At 64.2% G+C, this 18,257-nt stretch carries 15 protein-coding genes and 2 pseudogenes; 9 read left to right on the top strand and 8 right to left on the bottom strand.

The annotated features are described in order from the left end of the window. Positions 1 to 369 precede the first annotated feature (369 nt). Positions 370 to 1,614: a WD40 repeat domain-containing protein gene (locus KBX71_RS18255; RefSeq protein ID WP_210819209.1), complete on the top strand. Its 1,245-nt coding sequence runs from the start codon at positions 370 to 372 to the stop codon at positions 1,612 to 1,614. Between the two features lie 646 nt (positions 1,615 to 2,260). Here KBX71_RS18255 and asnB read toward each other — a convergent pair. Continuing rightward, positions 2,261 to 4,084, bottom strand: coding sequence for an asparagine synthase (glutamine-hydrolyzing) (gene asnB / locus KBX71_RS18250; protein WP_210819208.1), 1,824 nt, complete (start codon positions 4,082 to 4,084; stop codon positions 2,261 to 2,263). Positions 4,085 to 5,073: 989 nt separating this feature from the next. Here asnB and KBX71_RS18245 point away from each other — a divergent pair. The 3 genes from KBX71_RS18245 to KBX71_RS18235 all read left to right on the top strand — a co-directional run bounded on the left by KBX71_RS18245 (position 5,074) and on the right by KBX71_RS18235 (position 8,400). After that, positions 5,074 to 5,727, top strand: a complete 654-nt coding sequence (locus tag KBX71_RS18245) for a hypothetical protein (RefSeq protein ID WP_112584355.1) — start codon at positions 5,074 to 5,076, stop codon at positions 5,725 to 5,727. Between the two features lie 737 nt (positions 5,728 to 6,464). Beyond that, on the top strand, positions 6,465 to 7,013 hold the full coding sequence (locus KBX71_RS18240) for a hypothetical protein (RefSeq protein ID WP_210819207.1): 549 nt from the start codon (positions 6,465 to 6,467) through the stop codon (positions 7,011 to 7,013). Between the two features lie 991 nt (positions 7,014 to 8,004). Further along, the gene (locus KBX71_RS18235) at positions 8,005 to 8,400 is read left to right on the top strand and encodes a hypothetical protein (RefSeq protein WP_210819206.1); all 396 of its coding nucleotides are present in this window, start codon (positions 8,005 to 8,007) and stop codon (positions 8,398 to 8,400) included. A gap of 1,195 nt (positions 8,401 to 9,595) precedes the next feature. On the opposite strand, the pseudogene KBX71_RS18230 reads toward KBX71_RS18235, so the two are convergent. Together KBX71_RS18230 and KBX71_RS18225 are read right to left on the bottom strand one after the other, a co-directional pair. Continuing rightward, positions 9,596 to 9,737 (bottom strand): annotated as a pseudogene (locus KBX71_RS18230) (site-specific integrase); the annotation flags it as partial. An 81-nt stretch (positions 9,738 to 9,818) separates the two neighbouring features. Further along, complete coding sequence (locus KBX71_RS18225) at positions 9,819 to 10,457, bottom strand: class I SAM-dependent methyltransferase (RefSeq protein ID WP_210819205.1); 639 nt, start codon at positions 10,455 to 10,457, stop codon at positions 9,819 to 9,821. Positions 10,458 to 11,574: 1,117 nt separating this feature from the next. Between KBX71_RS18225 and KBX71_RS33800 the strand changes: the two genes are divergently transcribed. Continuing rightward, entirely contained in the window at positions 11,575 to 12,414 is an 840-nt protein-coding gene (locus KBX71_RS33800) for a hypothetical protein (RefSeq protein ID WP_247683690.1), read from the top strand. Next, positions 12,411 to 12,779: a hypothetical protein gene (locus KBX71_RS18215; RefSeq protein WP_210819203.1), complete on the top strand. Its 369-nt coding sequence runs from the start codon at positions 12,411 to 12,413 to the stop codon at positions 12,777 to 12,779. The genes KBX71_RS33800 and KBX71_RS18215 overlap by 4 nt, the downstream gene beginning before the upstream one ends. A 168-nt stretch (positions 12,780 to 12,947) precedes the next feature. Here KBX71_RS18215 and KBX71_RS18210 read toward each other — a convergent pair whose 3' ends face one another. Further along, positions 12,948 to 13,493 carry an HAD domain-containing protein gene (locus KBX71_RS18210; protein ID WP_307847151.1) on the bottom strand — a complete coding sequence of 182 codons (546 nt, stop codon included), beginning with the start codon at positions 13,491 to 13,493 and terminating at the stop codon, positions 12,948 to 12,950. A gap of 52 nt (positions 13,494 to 13,545) precedes the next feature. Here KBX71_RS18210 and KBX71_RS18205 point away from each other — a divergent pair, with 52 nt between their 5' ends. After that, entirely contained in the window at positions 13,546 to 14,163 is a 618-nt protein-coding gene (locus tag KBX71_RS18205) for a hypothetical protein (RefSeq protein ID WP_210819201.1), read from the top strand. A 368-nt stretch (positions 14,164 to 14,531) separates the two neighbouring features. On the opposite strand, the gene KBX71_RS18200 is transcribed toward KBX71_RS18205, so the two are convergent. After that, positions 14,532 to 14,789 (bottom strand): transcriptional regulator, encoded by a 258-nt coding sequence (locus KBX71_RS18200; RefSeq protein ID WP_210819200.1) that lies wholly within the window; start codon positions 14,787 to 14,789, stop codon positions 14,532 to 14,534. 152 nt (positions 14,790 to 14,941) lie between these two features. Between KBX71_RS18200 and KBX71_RS18195 the strand changes: the two genes are divergently transcribed. Then, entirely contained in the window at positions 14,942 to 15,484 is a 543-nt protein-coding gene (locus tag KBX71_RS18195; RefSeq protein ID WP_247683689.1) for a hypothetical protein, read from the top strand. Between the two features lie 13 nt (positions 15,485 to 15,497). On the opposite strand, the gene KBX71_RS18190 is transcribed toward KBX71_RS18195, so the two are convergent. The 3 genes from KBX71_RS18190 to KBX71_RS18180 are packed head-to-tail and all read right to left on the bottom strand — an operon-like array spanning position 15,498 to position 17,272. After that, positions 15,498 to 16,247 (bottom strand): hypothetical protein, encoded by a 750-nt coding sequence (locus KBX71_RS18190; protein ID WP_210819199.1) that lies wholly within the window; start codon positions 16,245 to 16,247, stop codon positions 15,498 to 15,500. A 41-nt stretch (positions 16,248 to 16,288) separates the two neighbouring features. Beyond that, positions 16,289 to 16,606, bottom strand: coding sequence for a hypothetical protein (locus KBX71_RS18185; RefSeq protein WP_210819198.1), 318 nt, complete (start codon positions 16,604 to 16,606; stop codon positions 16,289 to 16,291). A gap of 9 nt (positions 16,607 to 16,615) precedes the next feature. Then, positions 16,616 to 17,272, bottom strand: a complete 657-nt coding sequence (locus KBX71_RS18180) for a hypothetical protein (RefSeq protein ID WP_210819197.1) — start codon at positions 17,270 to 17,272, stop codon at positions 16,616 to 16,618. A 289-nt stretch (positions 17,273 to 17,561) separates the two neighbouring features. Between KBX71_RS18180 and KBX71_RS18175 the strand changes: the two are divergent. Further along, positions 17,562 to 18,014 (top strand): annotated as a pseudogene (locus KBX71_RS18175) (type VI secretion protein); the annotation flags it as partial. Positions 18,015 to 18,257: the final 243 nt, after the last annotated feature.

Genomic DNA, 18,257 nt, shown 5'->3' with positions numbered 1-18,257 from the left:
CTTAGGATCGAATGCTGTGACTACCCGTGGCGCCGGAGGAGGATACTCAGCAGACGCCAGGCGCGCCGGCGGCGGCCCTTGTCGCTCGAGAACAGATACACAGAGGCAACCGACATGGTTCCAAGCAACGCCAGAGCAGACAGGAGCGCTGTGTAGTTCACGATAGGTCTCCTCGAAATACGCATGGGAGTCGGCTCCCAGTGCATCCTATGACCGCTCGTTCGAGTGGCTACTAGAAGCCTGGGCGCAACAGGGAGTCCCTTTACGCACGGTGACAGCCGCTTACGGATTACTCCAATGATTTACAGCCGAACTGGAGAAGCGCCATTACAACGACGTTGTTGAATGCTGGAGCTAGGGAGGTCGACGATGCCGGAACCAGACCCAACAACGCCATTGAATGCGCTGCGGGACCGGATTAAGCGACTGCATAGAGAGGCTGGCGAGCCGAGCACCCGCGACATAGCCTCCGGGACGCACAAGGCTATCAGCCATACGACCGTGGCGAACGTGCTTAGATGTCAAGTTCTGCCGCGCTGGGGCCAGGTGGAACTGACCGTCGAATTCCTGGGCGGGCCGGAATGTGTCGAGGAATTCAAGCATCTGTGGCTCGCAGCACGCGAATTCGAGCCCGAAAACGAAGGCACCCTCGCCAAGGACTTTCAGATTGATTCGGCAGCGTTCGACCAAACTACATTCGGCGCAATTCAACGGCTAGCCCTGCGAGCTCGCGCTGGCACGATAAATACGTTAGCGTTTTCTGCCGACTCTCGCTACATCTTGAGCGGTGGCGAGGATGGCTCGATCCACTGTTGGAGCTTGGACAGTGGCGCATCCGTCGCGGAACTCCGGCCGGCCGGCACGCCGAGCATTAACGGCATCGCGTGGTCCGTTGACGGAAAGATCGCGGCAACGACAGAGAACGGCGAAGTGCTTCTTTGGGCTCAGGCGCTGAACACCGACGAACCCGTGATTATCGGGTCGCACACGGCAAGTGGCTACGGGATCGAATTCTCGCCGTCCGGCAACTTAATCGCCACAGCCGGACACGACTACGCCGCGCGCCTGTGGAACCCCCGTACCGGTCAGGAAATCGGGGAACCGCTGAGAGGTCACAGCGACACCGTGTACGGGCTTGCATTCTCGGCAGATCAGTCGACACTGGCCACCGCAAGTCACGACTGCACGGTTCGGCTCTGGAATGTCATCACCGGCCGCCAGGCCGGTGAGCCGTTGAAGGGTCACACTGCTGCTGTGCATGCCGTTGCTTACGCGCAGGGCGGGCAGCTCCTCGTTAGTGCCAGCCACGATCGCACCGTTCGAATCTGGAACCTCGCCAATCCGTCTCAGTCGGCCTACATCCTGGACAGCTACGTCGATGGCACGTATGCGCTGGCGGTGTCTCGAGACATACTTGCAACCGCGGGATATAGCTCCGGCATCCACCTATGGGACATCAGGCGCCAGCAGAGATTGAGGGACATTTCGACTAGGTCCGGCGCAACGGCCTTGGCGTTCTCGCCGGACACCAAATACCTGGCGTCGAGTGACTCATCTGGCCGAGTCTTCGTCTGGTCCGGCACTCAGTCGAAAGTGGCAAGCGAGCAGCATTAGCGCTTCGACGCCAAGACTAGTATCGCTCGAACGCCAGCCGGAGGTGCACCATGCCGACTCAAGCTGAGATGGCCAGCCACCAGATAGCGCGCGATTCAGTGCTAGTTTTGCGCAGGAATATCGGTCCAAGGATCGAGGTCTACTCTGGTAACATTCGACGCTTCGCCAACACATCCGAAATCCCAACGAGTCTGCATACCGTCTTCAGCCTTGTCCCGTTCAGGTAGGTCTCCGAGAAGGGTTTCGACTGCGTAGACGACACCACTCCGATACTTTGCCTGATCCCGGATCAGCTTACCGAGGTGTCGGAATCGGAGATGATCGCGCTGCTTCCCTCCGTGAAACACACATCCAGCGCAATTTTTCGCCGACCGATGACGAGTAGCGGACATAGTACGGAGCGTCGTCACGAAAGAGATAGGAGGTGGAGAAGGTGCCAACTTTGTTCTGAGGCATGACCTTGTGGGACGCACGCAAGGCCTGGTATCGATCTAGTCGTCGATGCGGCCACTGATGAGATATATGCAATGTGGGGACCATACTTTGTTTCGGTCCAGTTCCATCCTGAATCGATATTCTCGCGTGATGGAGCCCGACTATTGGCCCTACTGCTGGACGACTTGCAGCCCGGCGTTAAACACGGCGCCTAACCTGTGAGTCGAACTCTATAAAATGTTAGCCAGTTGTCCAGGCTCACTAGCCGCCCCATCCAGACGCTCGGACGGGATGTTTGCTCGGGAGTATCGCCATTCAAGCGATCCAGCACTTTCCTTCGGTCTACCAAGGTCGACAACGGGCCGCTCCTACGCATGGCGGCTGCGAGCTGATCGCGTAGCGCCGACTCGTATGCCGGATCGAAGGTTGTCGGATATGACGCCTTAGGTCGCCGCAGAATACCAGTGGGGACAACACCTGCCATCGCTCGACGCAATATTCCCTTTTCGGCGCCACCGGCCAACTTAACCGTATATGGCAGGTTCCAAGCGTATTCAATAAGTCGTCTATCGCAAAACGGGACCCGCGCCTCCACTCCGTTTGCCATGCTCATCCGGTCCTTTCGTTCAAGCTGGCCCGGCAGGAACCGTGTCAAGTCCAGATAGTTCATAATGCGCGTTTGCCGTTGTGCCGAATCCTCCCATGGACTCGGAGGTACCTCACGGATTGCGTCGCTGAATCTGTCGTTTCGATACTCGTCGAGACGCAGATCCTTGAGCACTTCAGGCAAAAGCAAGGATTGATCGAGGCAGAGATACTTGGTCCACGGAAAGGTGGTAACTGGGGAAGTCGCCGACTCGCGGTACCAGGGATATCCGCCAAACAGCTCATCTGCACCTTCGCCGGAGAGGGCCACTTTGAAACTTTCTGCGACTTTACGAAAAAGAAGGAAAAGTGACGCATCCATGTCAACCGTATCAGGGAGATCCCGCGCTTCCAATGCGCAACGATGAGTCTGGAGAATTTGTTCCGTGGAAAGCAAGAGGTTCGTGTGATGGGAGCCGAGAAAGGTGGATGCGGTCGTGACGAAGGGAGCATCGCGGCCAGGACGAAATTTGTTCGAACGAAAGGACTCTCCGGCGTCTAGAAAGTCGACCGAGTAAGTTGACAGCGGCCCGCGTCCGTCTAGCATGAGTTGACGCGTGGCGAGCGCCGCGATTGAGGTCGAATCGATTCCTCCGGACAGCAGCGAACAAAGCGGAACGTCGGACACGAGATGCGACGCTACAGCCTCCGTCAGCAGCGCTCGTACCCGCTCGGCGGCAATGTCGATGGTGTCTCGCTCCTCGCGCAATGGAGGAGTCCAGTATTTTCTTCTTGATCTGGAATTTGATTCGAAGGACACCACTTCCCCCGGTCGTACTTCGCAAAGCCGCTTGTAGATTGCGTGTCCTGGTGTCTTGTATGGCCACATCGCAAGAATTTCCGCGAGCCCTTCATTGTCAACCTCTGGCGGCGCTAGTGGGCTCGCTAATATGGCCTTAGGCTCAGATCCGAATAGAACGCCTCCGTTATGTTCGAGGTAGTAGAGCGGTTTCACTCCAACACGATCGCGGATCAGCGTAAGGCGCCGTTGCGACACATCCCAAATTGCTATCGCAAACATCCCCTCGAGCTGCTCCACAGAACCAGCACCCCATTGCAGATACGCTCGAAGGACGACCTCAGTATCGGAGTCTGTCCGAAAGGTTGCTCCGGATCTAGCAAGTTGGTGGCGCAGCTTTCTGAAGTTGTATATCTCTCCCCCGAACACCACGGCTGCTCTGGGGTCGTCTCGATTGTCGATCATTGGCTGATGCCCCGCGCTGGGATCGATTATGCTCAGTCGCCGATGACCCAGAACGACCCCATCGTGCTGCCATATTCCAACATCATCTGGGCCCCGACACGTCAGGGTCGACGTCATGCTGATTACGGTCTCGCTTGCATTTGTGGTGGGACTAGCCCACTGAACCCAGCCAGCAACGCCGCACATGACTCCCTTTCTTGACGTCCTGCGTCGGCGGCAACCAGCGTTCCGCGTCCACGTTGATCCTCGGGCTGATATGCTTCGCCGAGTCGGCGCACCGTTCGCCGACGCCAGCTGGCTTCAATGATAGTCTCGACCCATTTGAAAGTCATCATTAGGACGCTCGTCGGCTGTCATGCCCGCTTTGTCGTCCTCGGAGGTCATCAGGTTGACATTCTGGACCGCGGAAAAACGCGTTCTCATGTGAAAGATCCGGCTCGTCGTAGGCCGTGTTGTGGCCATGGAAGGGCACTTGCCCGGGCAGGTTCGACGGGACATCGCGTGTGCAAGATCGAGTGCGCGCTCATCGGCATGAGCGCGCACCACGTCGGGTCACGGAGGCGCGTCCGGCTGAGAGGGCTCGTGCGTAAACACGGGTCCCGAACGCCTGGCCCGGGACCCGTCAAGGTGGGCTGATCTTCACCTGGGGCGGGATGGCGCCGATAAGGCGTATCCCACGTGGGCCATCAGTCCGTGGCGATCCACCGACACCAACCCCTTGCCCGAGTAGGCGAGTCGCGACGGACAGGCGCACGCTGTTTCCTGGTGACGGCACGTCCCCGATGGTGGTCGAGCGGGGCGGGTGGGACGCAGGCTGTCATGTCGGCCGGCCCCCGTTTACCCCCCGAAAACCCCCATCTGCCGTTGACAATCCGTGACAAGAAGCGACCAGTGTCTGATCGTTTCTGTGCAGCTCAACGCCTATTTGTGACAACCAATGGCAAGCTCGATTTGGTTACGGATGGTAACAAGGGGTTTTGACAAGCAATGACAAGCCTTGAACGAGGCTCGACATGAGGTTCTCCTGGGTTCAAGTCTCCTCGTTGCCGCAAGGCTGCCTTGGCGAATCGCTCCACAGGTGCGGTAGCCGGTGCAGACGACAGTCGGCAGCCTAGAGTCCATGTGGATCCCGGGACGACGCGTTTTACCGGCATGGTGCACGCTAGACGATCGTGATGACGAACCAGTTCCTCCACCTCGCAGCCAACGCGAGCAAGGAGACGAACCCCCTGCTCCTGCCGATCTTCACCTTGGCCGGCGTCGTTGTCGGCATCGCAGGGCAATGGCTCGTGGCCTACATCAACCGTCGTCACGAGCGTGGCCTGGCAGACCTTCCCGCTCGCCGCGAGGCGTACGCCCGCTACCGAACTTCGCTAAGGAGCGTCACCACCGCGAAGGACAAGCTGGATCGTCTCAACAAGGAACTGGCGTCCGCGCATAATGACCTACGCCAAGCAGGTCGGAGAGCCGTGGAGTTGGAGCCGAGAGTTGAGTCGATCCTGGTTGGTGGGTCTGCACGGGTGAGGCTCAACAAGGAGGTCATCGCCGCTCTCGATGCCCATAAGGCGGCCCAAGACAAGCATTCGGCGTTGATGACCGAGCGAGAGACTCTGCAAGGCACACGAGAGCAGGCATATCGCGACTTCGGCGAAGCTCGGACTCTAGTTCACTTCCTCGGGACGAAGAAGGTGCGCCGTACGGCTGAAGACCTTTGGATCGTCACCCTCGCCTCCCCGCACCCCGACTTTTCGCAGGCGGAGCAGCTTCAGGAGAGCGCAGAGGTCGACTTCATAGAGGCCGTGCGTGAGGAGTTCGGCTCCAAAGACTGATTACATCTCGTACTGCGGTCGGATACGGGTCGAAGAATCTGTCGTTCAGATCGGGTGTGCTGTAGCGGATGACGTCTGTATCTCGTCGTCTGGATCGACGAACCCCTGCACCTCGGCCCAGTACCAGGCTGATTGGAGCATGTAGCGAGCGGTGATCGAGCGGTCAATCGCCGAGCACGTGGGACTGAGGGCGTGCTGGTAGGTCCGGCGCACGGGTTCCGCGCGCCAGGCGGTCACGCAAGGTCTTCACCGCCAAGACCCTTCGCCGGTTAGCCACTGATCAAGTCATATGCCCGGCATAAGGCTGCTCCGCGAACCCGCTACCGCGCTCAACTCGCCCCACCAACACGTACCCGCCGTGTAGCCGGATGTGTTGAGCGACGCTGCGAGATGGTCGGCCGCACCGGGTCGAGGGACGACACCAGCAGGCGATGATCGACGAAGGCCCGGCCGCCGGCGTTGAGCAGCCGATGCACCGCGCTGCACGAGCAGCGGCAGTTGGTGCCGTCACGGGGCTCTCTACAGTGCACACCGGCAAACTCTTCCGTCTGCTCAGACGCAGGCTTACTGAGACTAGGCTTCCCCGCAGCTCGACGGATCAGGAAGCCGGTTGATCCTTGCGGTGCCATCGCTGCCGATTTATCAACTGGGGCGGGACTCCGAATGGTACGCCCTTCGACAAACTCCACTTGACTGCCACCTACTCGGCTGTCTGCGGTGGTGGCAGGATACGTCGCATGCGACGATCCTCATCCCGGCTGCTGCTCGCGGCGTTCATCTTTCCGATGTTGGTGTCCGGGTTGAGTGCTTGCGGCGACCAGGCCGAGCACAGTTCGGGCTCGCCTCTCGGGCCCACGCCTTCAACCGTTGAGGTGGTGAAGCCGTCGGCCAGCATACCGGCAACTCCGTCGGCTCTAGCCACGGCTGCGCCTGCGCCTCCTGAGCTCCATTTCAGCAAGTCGATGGTGCGCGGCAATGAGGTCAACAAGCAGAACAAGGGTGGGCAAGCGAACGTCGAGTTGGTCGCTGGTAGCAACGACCTGAAGACGCTTGAGCGCGTCGGCCGGGAGTGCGTCGAGGTCTATCTGCAGGAGCAACAGGCGGCGTTCTGCAAGGTCTTCGGCACCGAGGTTGACTACAAGGCTCGCGATTTGCGGAGGGCGGGAGATTCCAACTGCTGGGCCTGGTACGTGGGGGTGCCGCTGGCGGGTGGCGGGACGATGGTCACCGAGGGAAGCGATATTGGATACGTTGCCGAGCGCTGTCCCGGCAAGCTGTATCGCTGATCGCCAGGGCGCTGACTATCGGAACGACTGCCAGGGTGCGCCGAGGGCGCCACCATAGCGGTGGCGCCCTCGGTAACCGGGAGAGCTCGATCGAGGGGCGTAAGCGGTGTGGGCGGGCGGTCAATCCACCGAGCTGCGCGTCTTGAGCTGCTCGTGAATGCCTTGAAGCTGCTCGGCCACGGCGAGGACCGTCAGGGCGAGAGCTTCGAGCCAAAGCCTGTGGCCCCTCTCAGGGGCGGTGTCAGACTCCTTCCGCTCCCATGGGTGCAGAGCTGCTACCCGGTCTGACCGAGCGGTAAGTATTTTTTCGAGCTGTAGAGCATCGTCGTCGATCTGCCAGCGTTGTCCCGCGCGGGCCGCAGCAGTAGCCGTACGACGACCAGTGAGTCGTTCGTCCGGGCTGTCGGTTTCACTGTTCGGCCGAGCGTAAGTGGCCGCGGCGGTCACGACAATTGTCGTACGCCCTCTCACTGGAGAAGCCGTGCAGCAGACACCCGATTCGTCGGAGCCATCCGCTCAGCAGCCGGCCGGGACCGACGCGTCGCCTTCTGCAGGGCGCCCTTCGGTGCAGCCTATGGCCCCGGCTGCTCAACTTCGGGCGGGTGGCCGGTCGGACGTGCGGGTGGGAATCGTCCTGTCAGTGGCAGTCGTCGGTGGGCTCTTCATGTGTTGCATCGGTGTAGGAGCTCTTGTCACTGTCGGTTTGATCATCGGCGAGGCGCCACCTTCTCAATCCGCTCCGACCGTCTCTGCCGCCGGACCGACGCCGTCACCAACTACCCGAACACCTGAGCCGGCTCGCACCACCGCTCTACCTAGCCAACCTGCCACGCCCCCCGCACAGCCGACTCGCCTACCGACGCCCGGAAAACGCCTACCTGCCTACGACGCCTTCGAGCGTCGGGACGTCAGCTCTGGATCCGGCGCTCGCCGTCTAGCCCTGCGGGTTGAACTACGCGTCTTTCCCGTCGACAGTCAGCAGGTCGTCGACGTGGCGACGCGCATCGTGGAGAGCCATCGAGGGCAGGGGTGGCAGGCGCTGTCGATCGTGATCACGTATGACCGACGTGAGGTGGTGCCCAGCTACGTGGTGTTCGAATGGGCGCCCGAGGGGCGCTGGACGGACGCCGCCGATGGAGACCCTGCTTCCTGGCAGGGCTACCGGCTCCATCAGGCCGTCGTCCGCGACAAGCTGACGCAGCCTGACAAGTGCCAGGTGCCGACGGAGCAGGCCTATGTGCTCAACGCCGAGTTCAACCAGGCAACCGAAGACGACGTCGACGTCAGCGAAGAAGCCGTGCTGGCAAATATCGCCGACCAGCACAGCATCTCGGCCGCCCGCGTTGAAGAACTGGTCCTGGCCGTCGAGGACTGGACGGTGTGTTGAGCGCCCAATACTGGGCGAGTCCACCCGGCCCTTTGGAGCGGCCTCCGAGAAGGCCAGCCTTCGCTGTTCCCCGCCTTGCCGGGGCCGGCGGCCGTCGTGACCCCACAGCGGGAGCCGCGGCAGCGCTGCTGCGGCAGTACCCGACGCAAGGTGCGACGCTTGCCCTTTTCAAAGTCACATCGGACCGGGCGGTCGCCGACCAGTATCTTGCCGGCCGGCCGGAACAACTCGCCCGAGATGGGATCACGTCGGCGCTGCTGACCTGGCTGGCCGAGCACGGCGGGCTCACCGCCCGCCAGCACAAGCAACTGCGGAGCCTGATCCAGGCTTCTGGATTCGGGCAGTTGATGTCGGCCGGCAAACTATGGCTCCACGACGGTCCCTTGACGCGTTGTGCGTTGCTGCTGGACGGTGGCCGTGATTGCGTCGATCTCTACGGTGGATGTCGCCAGACGGCGGGGGAGAGTTAACCATGCGCATCTGTATCGCCTGCCGGGCGAACCACGGCACCGTTGTTCGTATCGGCAGTTGGGGCGTGCCCCACGGTACTCCTGGGCACCAGGTCAACTACCGCTGGAGCAGTCTGTCCGCTTGTCCCTTGTGTGAGTCCGGCCTCCTCGTGCACTTCGATCATGATTGTTTCCACCAGCCCGGGGAGGAGCCGTGGGACATGGACTGGTCGTGGCCGGTCGCCGTTGACGGGGTTCAACGGTTGAAGCCTGCTCTTGCCCGGTGTCCGGATCCCTTGCGTCCGTCGTGCGAGTGCCTCGTGCACCGGTCGTTGCGGGACAGCATCGAGAGGCCGCCGTCGGGTGAGGTTTTGGTGACGGTTGTACTGGCTGAGGAAGGGCTGCCACAGGTTCGGCCAGTACGCATGCCGTGAGGCGGGCGGCAGCACGGTGGCAGGGCCAGCCGGGGGCGATCAGACCTGGCGGGGTCTGTGAGGGACCCCCGTTTACCCCCCGAAAATCCCGCCCAACCGTTGACGAAGGGTGACAAGGAGCGATGAGCGCATGGTGGTGTCTCTGCAGCTCAGCAACCACTTTTGGCAGGCAAGGACAAGCTTCATTCGGCTACTGTCGGTAACAAGGGGTCGTCGGTTCGAATCCGGCCGTCCCGACGTAGGTCAGAGGCCATCCGGATTCTTCCGGGTGGCCATTTCTGATCTTGTACAGCAGCGAAGTACAGCAACGGCTCATTGATCGAGGCTTTCGCCGAGCCTCCGCCGAGCCTCCCGGGTCGTCTTGGACGAGACCTGGCTGTAGATCTCCATCGTGATCGAGAAGTCCGCGTGCCGCAGGATCGCCATCGCGACCCGGGTGCGCGTCCAAGTCGGACCGCACAAGCCCTCGCCAGGGTAGGCAGACGAGCCGCCCGGGCCGCCTGAGACCGCGGTTCCGGGTGGTCTCGGCAAATTCTCAGCGGTGGGCGAAGACGAACCCGCCCTCGATATTCGGGGCTGGCCGATGCGTCATCTCGGCCTCGACGGTCAAGCCGGCGGCGTCCAGCCAGGCCGCTACCCGGTCCGTCGGGCGGCGGTGCACGTAGACGCGCATCGGGTGACCGCCGTAGCCCTCCGTCTTCAGTCGACTGCCGTCGCCGGCGTGGAACCCGAGCAGCACGACGCCGCCGGGCCGCAGCACCCGGCGGAACTCGGCGAGGACCGCGGGTACCTCGTCGTCGGGAACGTGGATCAGGGAGAACCAGGCAAGCAGGCCGATCAGACAGTCGTCGGGCAGGTCGAGACGAGTCATCGAGCCGACCTCGAAACGCAGGCCGGGATGGTCCCGCCGGGCAATCTCGATCATCGCGGGTGACAGGTCGACACCGAACGCGTCCAGGCCGAGACGGTGCAGGTACGCGGTGAGCCGGCCCGGGCCGCAGCCGACGTCGGCGACCGCCCCGTTCCCTTGGGCCCGCACCAGCTCGGCGAAGAGCGCAAGGATGCCGCGCTGGAACGGTTCGTCGGCGAGATCGTCGCGCAGCATGTCGGCGTAGCTGACAGCCACCGTGTCATAGGAGGTCCGGGTGTCGTCGAGCCAACCGGGATCGGCCATGCGCTGCACGATAACGCCGACTCAGCCAACGCCATCGTTCGGGCCGACATCAGATTGACCTGCGTGAGTCAGCCCGACAAAGGTCGCGGCAGACCCATTCGGAGAACAGGGATACCGATGCGCCCTCCAGGTGAGCCCAACGGCGGAGGGCCGTCACCCAACGACGGCGAGTCTCGGCCCAACGGCGGCGGGCTGCCTGCCTTCTCCGTACCGCGAAGATCATTTATTTGGTTCGGGCCATTTCTGACGGTTGGTTGCCAGCCGCTCCGGAGTCGCCGTGGGGCTGCGGGTGAAAGCGCTCGCTCGGTCGGGTCGTGGGCGACAGAATGGCTGCGCTGATGGTGATCTCGCGGTGGGAACGGGGGCGTCGGTGGGCGCGATGTCGCTGGGCACAGTGCTTCGGCGGTGGCTGCGAGCTATGTCTGCCAGCTCGAGCGAGTCGCCTGAACGTGACTATCTGCCTGAGCTGCCGGCCATCGAGTGGGCGCGGGCTGGCGGTGCCGATCGAAGCGTCAGCCCCGCAGAGTTCTCTGCCGTGTTGCTGACGGTGGCCCGCGACGGTGACCCGGGCCTGCGGGCCGCGGCTGCGGATGCGCTTGGTTCCGCTGAGGCGCGGTGGTGGTTGGCGGTGGATGAGGCGCTGCGGGAGCGGTGGTGGTCGGCGCCGCGCTGGTCGCGGAGCCTCGCGGCGGAGCTGGCTGACGGTGAGGTGGAGGTACTGCGCCTGGTCGTGGCCGGCTGTCACCGTGACGGGCGGATCCGCGAAGCGGCAGTTGTTCACCTGGCTGATCACGCGCACCCGGCTGCGCTGGCGGTGCTAGCGCTTCGGACCGCCGACCATGTGGCCGAGGTGCGCCAGCGGGCAAGGGCGGCGGTGGATCGTTGGCTGTCGTCATCGCGGGGGTCGTTGACCCAGCTCACGGAGATGGCGTTCGCCCTGCGCGGTCGAGGTCAGGGCGCCTGGCTGGCCGAGCGCGTCGAAGGTGTCCTGCGGGACCTGCCATTGGAAGACTTGGAGCCGTTGCTGGCGGCGCGGGATCGTCGGACCCGGCGGGCGGCGTACCAGGCCGCGACGGCCGGTGGTCTGTTGAGTGTGAGCCGGTTGATCACAGCCGCGATGGAGGACGATGACCTGCCGATCCGGTCCCTGTGCGCCCAAGGTGCCGTTCAGGCCGCGCCGGACCCGGCTCAGCTGCGGGGGTTGCTGGTCAGTCGTACTGCGCTGGTTCGGGCTGAGGCGCTGCAGGCCGTGACTGCGGTCGGTGATCTGGGTGCCGCTGAGGCGGCGTTGCCTGATCGGCATCCGCTGGTGCGGGCGATCGCTCAGACCGGGCTCCGCCGCAGCGGCGCGAATCCGGCAAAGTTCTATCGCCTGCTTGCTCGACGGGAGCCGCCGCTACCGGGGGTGATCGCCGGGCTGGGCGAGACCGGTGGCGTCGAGGATGCCGGCCTGGTTCGACCGTGGCTGGCGCATCCACGTGCCCGTGGTCGGGTCGAAGCGGTCCGCGCATTGCGTCGCCTCGGCGTGACCCGATCGGCCGAACTGGTGCCACTGCTGCGCGACGGGTCTGGCGCGGTGACCCGCCAGGTGGTCGCGGCCCTGCGACACGATTTCGGCGTCCTGGACCCGGAGATGCTTGAGGCCCTACTCGGGCCGGGCAACGCGCCGCATGTCCGGTTCGCGGGCTACCGGCTACTGACCTTGGCCAACGCATGGCAGCGGCTGGCCACCAACCTACGGCTGATCGATGATCCCGACGACCGGTTGCGCGTCGGTGCGCGGGCGGACATCAGCGTGTGGCTCAATCGGCAGGCGGCCACGACCTATCACGGGCCATCGGACGATCGTGCCGCCGAACTCGACAAGCTGATCGAGCGTGCTCGCCCGATCCTCGATGAGGACAAGGTCCGGCTGCTGCGGTTCCATGCCGGCCTGCCCCATCAGGCGGCGGTATGACCGGCGACGACACGCCTCGCCCGCTCAGCGACGTCGAGCGGGACGTCATCGCGCGGCTGCTGTCCGTGCCGTTCCCCGGGCGCGACGAGTTACGGGCGCAGTTGCCGTTCGCCACAGTCGAGGGGCGGTGTGGGTGCGGCTGCGTGACCGTCAGCCTTGCCGTGGACCGCGCCGCGGCGCCGGCTCCGGTGTTGTCCGGTGCACCAGTGTCGGCTGATATCAGCGACGACGAGTTCTACGCCGGCATCGTGCTGCTCGTCGACGGTGAGGGCTATATGTGTTGCCTGGAGGCCTACTCCATCGGTGACGACCCCGTTCGGCGGCTCCCACCCGCAGAGCAGATCAACGCCCGTCCGCAGAGGTAAGCCTCAGCCTTCAGCTGGACGGACGGCGCAGCAGCCGGACCACGACTAACCGTATGATCTTGGGCTCCTGTCGGACCAGCGGCGGCCGGCCCGGTATCTGGGTGAGCCTAGTGAGTCTCTCGACTTTGAGTCGTCGGCGTGTCGCGGCACCCGACTCTGGCTGGGGGTTCAGGCCGCGCCACGCGGCGGTGTGTCGTGAATCCTGTGTAGCCAGTCCATGAGTGCGGCGTAGTCAGCATCAGTGAGACCCTGACGGGGATCGACGCGACGAAGCAGGGCGTGTCCTGCGTGATGTGCTGACACCCAGGCTCGGTCGGTGTTCGTGATTTCGTCGTCGACCCAGGCGAAGGGGCGGCCTGCGGCCCAATCAACGAGGGCGCGGGTTTTCCAGTGCAGCCCGTTCCGCTCGTCCCGCTCGTCGGTGTCGGTCGGCTCCGGCCAGATCACCACCGCCAGCTGCGGCAGACCGATCCGTGGCGCGATGGTCTCGTTTGCGTCGTCCATCCAGGTCGTGGCCCAGACCAGATCGCACCGTAGCGCCGTCAACCGGGGTCCGTGTTCGGGATTGATCCTGCCCAGAAGCGGATTCGAGCTGGTCTCTCGTGGTTCAGTGCCCGTCTCGCAAGTTGCGTATTGCTGCGGTGTCCCACCGAACGGAATGAGGGGTCCGTCAACATCGAGGAAGAGCAGCGGACGCTCTGCAGAGCCGGTCACGGCAGCACGATATCGGTTCATCCTGGCCGGCCCGAAGGACTATCGTGCCGGCGTGATCAACGGTGATGGTGTTCGACTGGGCACGGAGGCGGCGCGTCGACTCGCGCAGAGCGGGTGTTGTGAGATCGCGCCGGGCCTGACGGATGAGGAGTTCGATCGCATTGAGAGGACGTACGGCTTTGAGTTCGCCGATGACCATCGGGCGTTCCTTGCGGCGGGGCTGCCGCTGAACGTCCCGTTCGAGCCGGAGGAGGGCGTGTCCTATGCGTGGGAGAGGCCCTGGCCGGACTGGCGCAGCGGTGACCCCGGTGCCATTCGTGAGCGCTTGGAGTGGCCCGTGGAAGGGGTGCTCTTCGACGTGGAACACAACACGGTATGGCACGACACCTGGGGCGATCGGCCGGCAGGCCGCGATGAGGCGTTGGAGACCGCGCGGCGCAAGCTTGCGCAGGCGCCACGGCTGGTACCCGTCTACGGACATCGGTTCCTGCCCGCCGGGCGTGGAACCGTCGGGCACCCAGTCCTCTCGATCGTCCAGACCGACGTCATCTACTACGGCATGGACCTGGTCGACTACATCCATCAGGAGTTCGGCGGGCCGGGTGTGGACAGGACAGATCAGCGCTGGGACCCGAAGGCGACGGTGGCGTTCTGGCGGGACTTCCTCTGATCCGTCCGGCACGCCGGAGCAACCTCGACCCATGCCGCCGTCGTAGCCCTTCCGGTGTTCAACTGACCGCGCGCCAACTGTCGAGGCTCCCGACTGCTCGGTCAACGGGACGTGGAGGGGCCCGTAGGGCCGATCGCAGGCGTCCAACGCGACCTGCGGGCAAGGACAGCCATCAGTTCTGGCCTGTCGAAGGCCCGTTCCACCGCATCCACCCCTGCGGGCCTCGCTCCGGGTGAGCGTTGAACCTCCTGTAGATCGCTGGGCGGCTCGACAGGCCAGTAGTGCGATCAGCAGATCCACGGAACGCTACGGTCCGATGGCGGTCACCTGCTCAGCCGCGTCAGGTCAGCAGGGTCCGGGAGTCATCGTCACCGTCGTCGCAGGAAGGCGTAGACGATCTTGTTGGAGGCGAATTCCGAGATGTTGACGAGGTCCCAGCCGAACTGGCCGAGGACCTCGGCGGCAGCAACCGCCTCGCTGACCTTGTCGCCGCTGACGCCGTGATGGGAGACGACGGCCAAGAGACGATAGGGGTACGTGCGAAGGTCGGCTTGGCCCTGCAGGACCGCCCGGGCGGTGACCATCCGGGTCCGGGCGATCTGCTCCGGGGTCTCTGCGGCGGTCATACCCGGCACCATAGTGGCTCGTCGCTCGGGCAGTCTGCCAGCTCCGCAGCCGGTATGTTCGAGACGTGTCTGCGTCGGCCGGTGTTACTCGACTTGTCGTGGCGCTCGTTGCGGCGCTCGCCGCTGCCGCCTGTGACGGTGCCTCGGCTCCAGTGAGTGCGCCGACCGCCGGGCCGGCCACGAGCAGCGTCGCCTCCACCCCGCCCACCGCCTCAGTCGGCCCCACCTATCGCGCTCAAGATCTGGAGCTGTGCAAGCGTACTGATCTTCGGCCGTTGGCGGAGCTGTCCCTGACGGTGGCCCGCACCGATCCGAAGCCACCGCTGGGGCAGCCGGGTGCGTCGTGTCTGTTCGAGATGCGGACGAAGGACGGGCATCAGGCGAACCTGCGGGTGGAGGCGGCCACTCCAGCCAGCGAGCAGGAGGCTCGGCTGCTCTACCGGGCCACGGCGCAGGTGACGGTGATGACTCCAGCCGGCGTCATCACCGGTGTGGGCGACGAGGCCGAAGCCTTCACCAGGCGCTCCGAGCCCGGCTTCAAGTACGCCGAGTACATGGTCCGGGCGCGCACGGGCAACCTGGTGGTGAAGGTCTGGTTGGCCGTCGGTGGTGCTTCGTATGCCGCGACTGAAACGCTCGCATCGAAGGCGCTGACGTTGCTCAAGGCCACCCAGGCGGCCGTACCCACGGTGTGATGCCCCCGGTCTGTCATCCGCGGACGGCCTCGGGCCACCGCCCACCGGGTAGCTTCGAGTGGTCGCCGACCTGCGTGGCGATGTCGCGGATGTTGCCCAGCGCGTCGATGAAGCGTTGGCCGATGGTGAGCAGAACGTCCAGGCCGGCGGTGACCAGGTCTCCGACCGACTCGGCGAGGGTGGAGATGGCCCAGGGTAGGTCGATGACGGTTGCCCCTTCGGACGCGGCCTGCGCCAGTTTGCCGACCAGCCCCGTGACGATCTTCGCGAGTTCGACGGCGTAGTCGACGTTCGCCTTGGCGATCGTGAACAGCCACTGGCTGATGAACTCCGACTTGACGACGGACTCGTCGACCGCGGCCTTCTGCTTCAGTGCCTTGGCGTTGTAGGCACTCGCGGCGTCGCCGGTCCACTTGGGCAGGTTCTCGTTCGCGGGGTCGGTGGTGGCGGAGGAAAGGTCGGAGACCGGGGTCTTGACGTCGTTGACCCAGCGGAAGCTGACCTCGATCAGCGAGAGCACCGGCAGTTGATGCTCCAAGGCCTGCTCGACGCGGTCGAGGACGGCGTTCAGTGCCGTTTTGGTGCTGTCCAGGCTGTGCTTGATCCACAGGAGTGCTGCGGGTCCGAGGAGCCACTTCCACTGCTGTACCTGCTCGACGATCTCGTTGAACGTGGCGATGGCCGTGTCGATGCCGGCGCGGATGTGGTCGAACGCCTTGTTGAACGGTTCCCCGTACTCGAGATCAGTGGTGCCTGGCTCCATGGGGTGCTCCGTGCCCTCTCCGAACGTCGCGCGGTGGGTCGCTAGGCCTTGTAGATCTTGTTGAGGTCGAGTGAGACGACCTCGTCGGCCCGGTCGTACTCGTCGGCGATGTGCCGCAGGGCCTTGCCCACCTGTTCGAATTCGGTCACCGCCCCATTCAGAACGGCGACCATGAAGGTGTGGAAGTCGTTGTATGCCAGCGAGTGGATGAGGACGTTCGCGTCACCGATGAAGAAAGCCGACGGGTCGAGGTGGAGCTGCTCCGCAGCCACCTTGATGGCGGCGACCCGGTCCGACAGTGACAGCCACTTACCACCCTCATCACGTAGCGAATCGGTGATGACGTTCAGGTCAGCCATCTCACTACCTCACGATCCAGTCCGTCCGGCGGTGGGCAGCTCGAACGCGCGGAAGAGGGAACCGGCTTCGAACTGCAGCTGACCCGCGTCTGCCCGTGCGATCCGCCTGACGTCGCCGGTGATACCGGTGATGCCGCCTCCGCTGATGTGCAACGTCAGACAGCCGTTCGGGCTCGACATGCTCGACTCGTCCGTCCGCCTGGGCAAGCGAGTCGCAGCGTCGAGCTCTGCGTCGAGGGCGGACAGCGTTCGCCAGGTGCCGCGCAGCCAGGTGTGCTCGTCGACGTCCTGCTCGGGGCTCCTGCCCAGTGGTTCCCGCTCCCGCGATGCAGGGCCACTCTCCTCCGCCTGCAGACGAAGGAGAGCCGCCAGTTCGAGGGCAGCCTGCACGGCGGCGGCGTACGCCTCGAAGAGCGCATCGGCGAACCCGCTGGGGCCGAGCCGGCTGCGCCAGTCGTGAGCGATCGTGACAGCTGAGACCTCTCGCTGGGTGTCGACCATGACGCGGACGGAGCCGGAGTGGTCCGCCCCGGAGCACTCCTCGGGTCGCAATTCCCGTCCCGCCTCGCGCAGCGCACGATCGGCCTGCTCGCGTAAGACGGAATCGTCGCCCAGGAAGTCCAGACTCGCCAGTTTGAGGCGCTCATGCCTGCTGCCCTGCTGCATTCGCCCCCGGCTTTCTGCTCGGTCAACGCTTTTCCGTGATGCCCCCGCCACGGCGAGGTAGGACCACGGTACGTGAATGACCAAGATCCGGGGGACCCCGGCCGCTGGGCTGGACGTCTCGCCATGCCGAGGACATTGTCGCGGCAGAGACGCCCCGGGGCCCGAGCCGATTTCCCACGGCGATAGCCGGACGCACTCCGTTGGCGAGGTTTCTACCCAACGCCAGCCAACAGACTGTTGAGCTGCCGAAACGGAACCTGTCGGCGATCTCCGTGCGGGGTCTCGCGACAACTTTCTGAATCTGCCCGGCTCGGTGGACGACATGCTTGCCGAAGCGCGCGGCTACCGCCTGAGCCTGGTGCTGGCCCACCAGGACCTCGCTCAATTGCCACGACCCACCCAGCTCGCGTTGAGCGCGAACGCCCGCAACAAGATCACCTTTAACGTGGCGCCCGAGGATGCGCACCAGATGGCCCGGCACATGTTCCCCGAACTGTCCGAACACGATCTGAGCCATCTGGACGCCTACCAGGCAGCCGCGCGGCTGGTCATCGGCAACCGGGAGACCGCCGCGTTTACCCTGCACACCCGGCCGCCCCGCCCCGTGGTCGGCGCCGCCACACACATCCGGGCCGCCTGTGCCGCCGCCAGCGGGAATGCGACTGACCCGACCGCCATCGAGCAGCTCGCCAAGCGTCTCGCCGGCGGCGATCGAGGCAAGACATCCCGTCGCAGCGAATGATGTCGAGCCTCCCACTCCATACACCGGGGTGGGTTCGCACCCTGGTCGGCGGTCCGGCCCCGCCATGGTCGTTGCGAGCAGCCTGCAAATCAGTCGCTGCTCACCCAACAACGCAGCTAGTACGGCAGCCGCCGTTTGAGATGTTGCTGGTGGGGCCGGGTGGACGAGGTGCGGCCACCGCGTGATCGTCTGTCTGTTGTGGACAAACTTTCGGATCTGGCGGTGGCCGCGTGCCCCAGCGTA

The sequence above is a fragment of the Micromonospora sp. D93 genome (assembly GCF_018070365.1).
In the GTDB taxonomy this organism is placed as follows: domain Bacteria; phylum Actinomycetota; class Actinomycetes; order Mycobacteriales; family Micromonosporaceae; genus Micromonospora; species Micromonospora ureilytica.
Note: the sequence above shows the minus strand (reverse complement) of the source record. Positions and strands in the feature narration are given on the sequence as shown.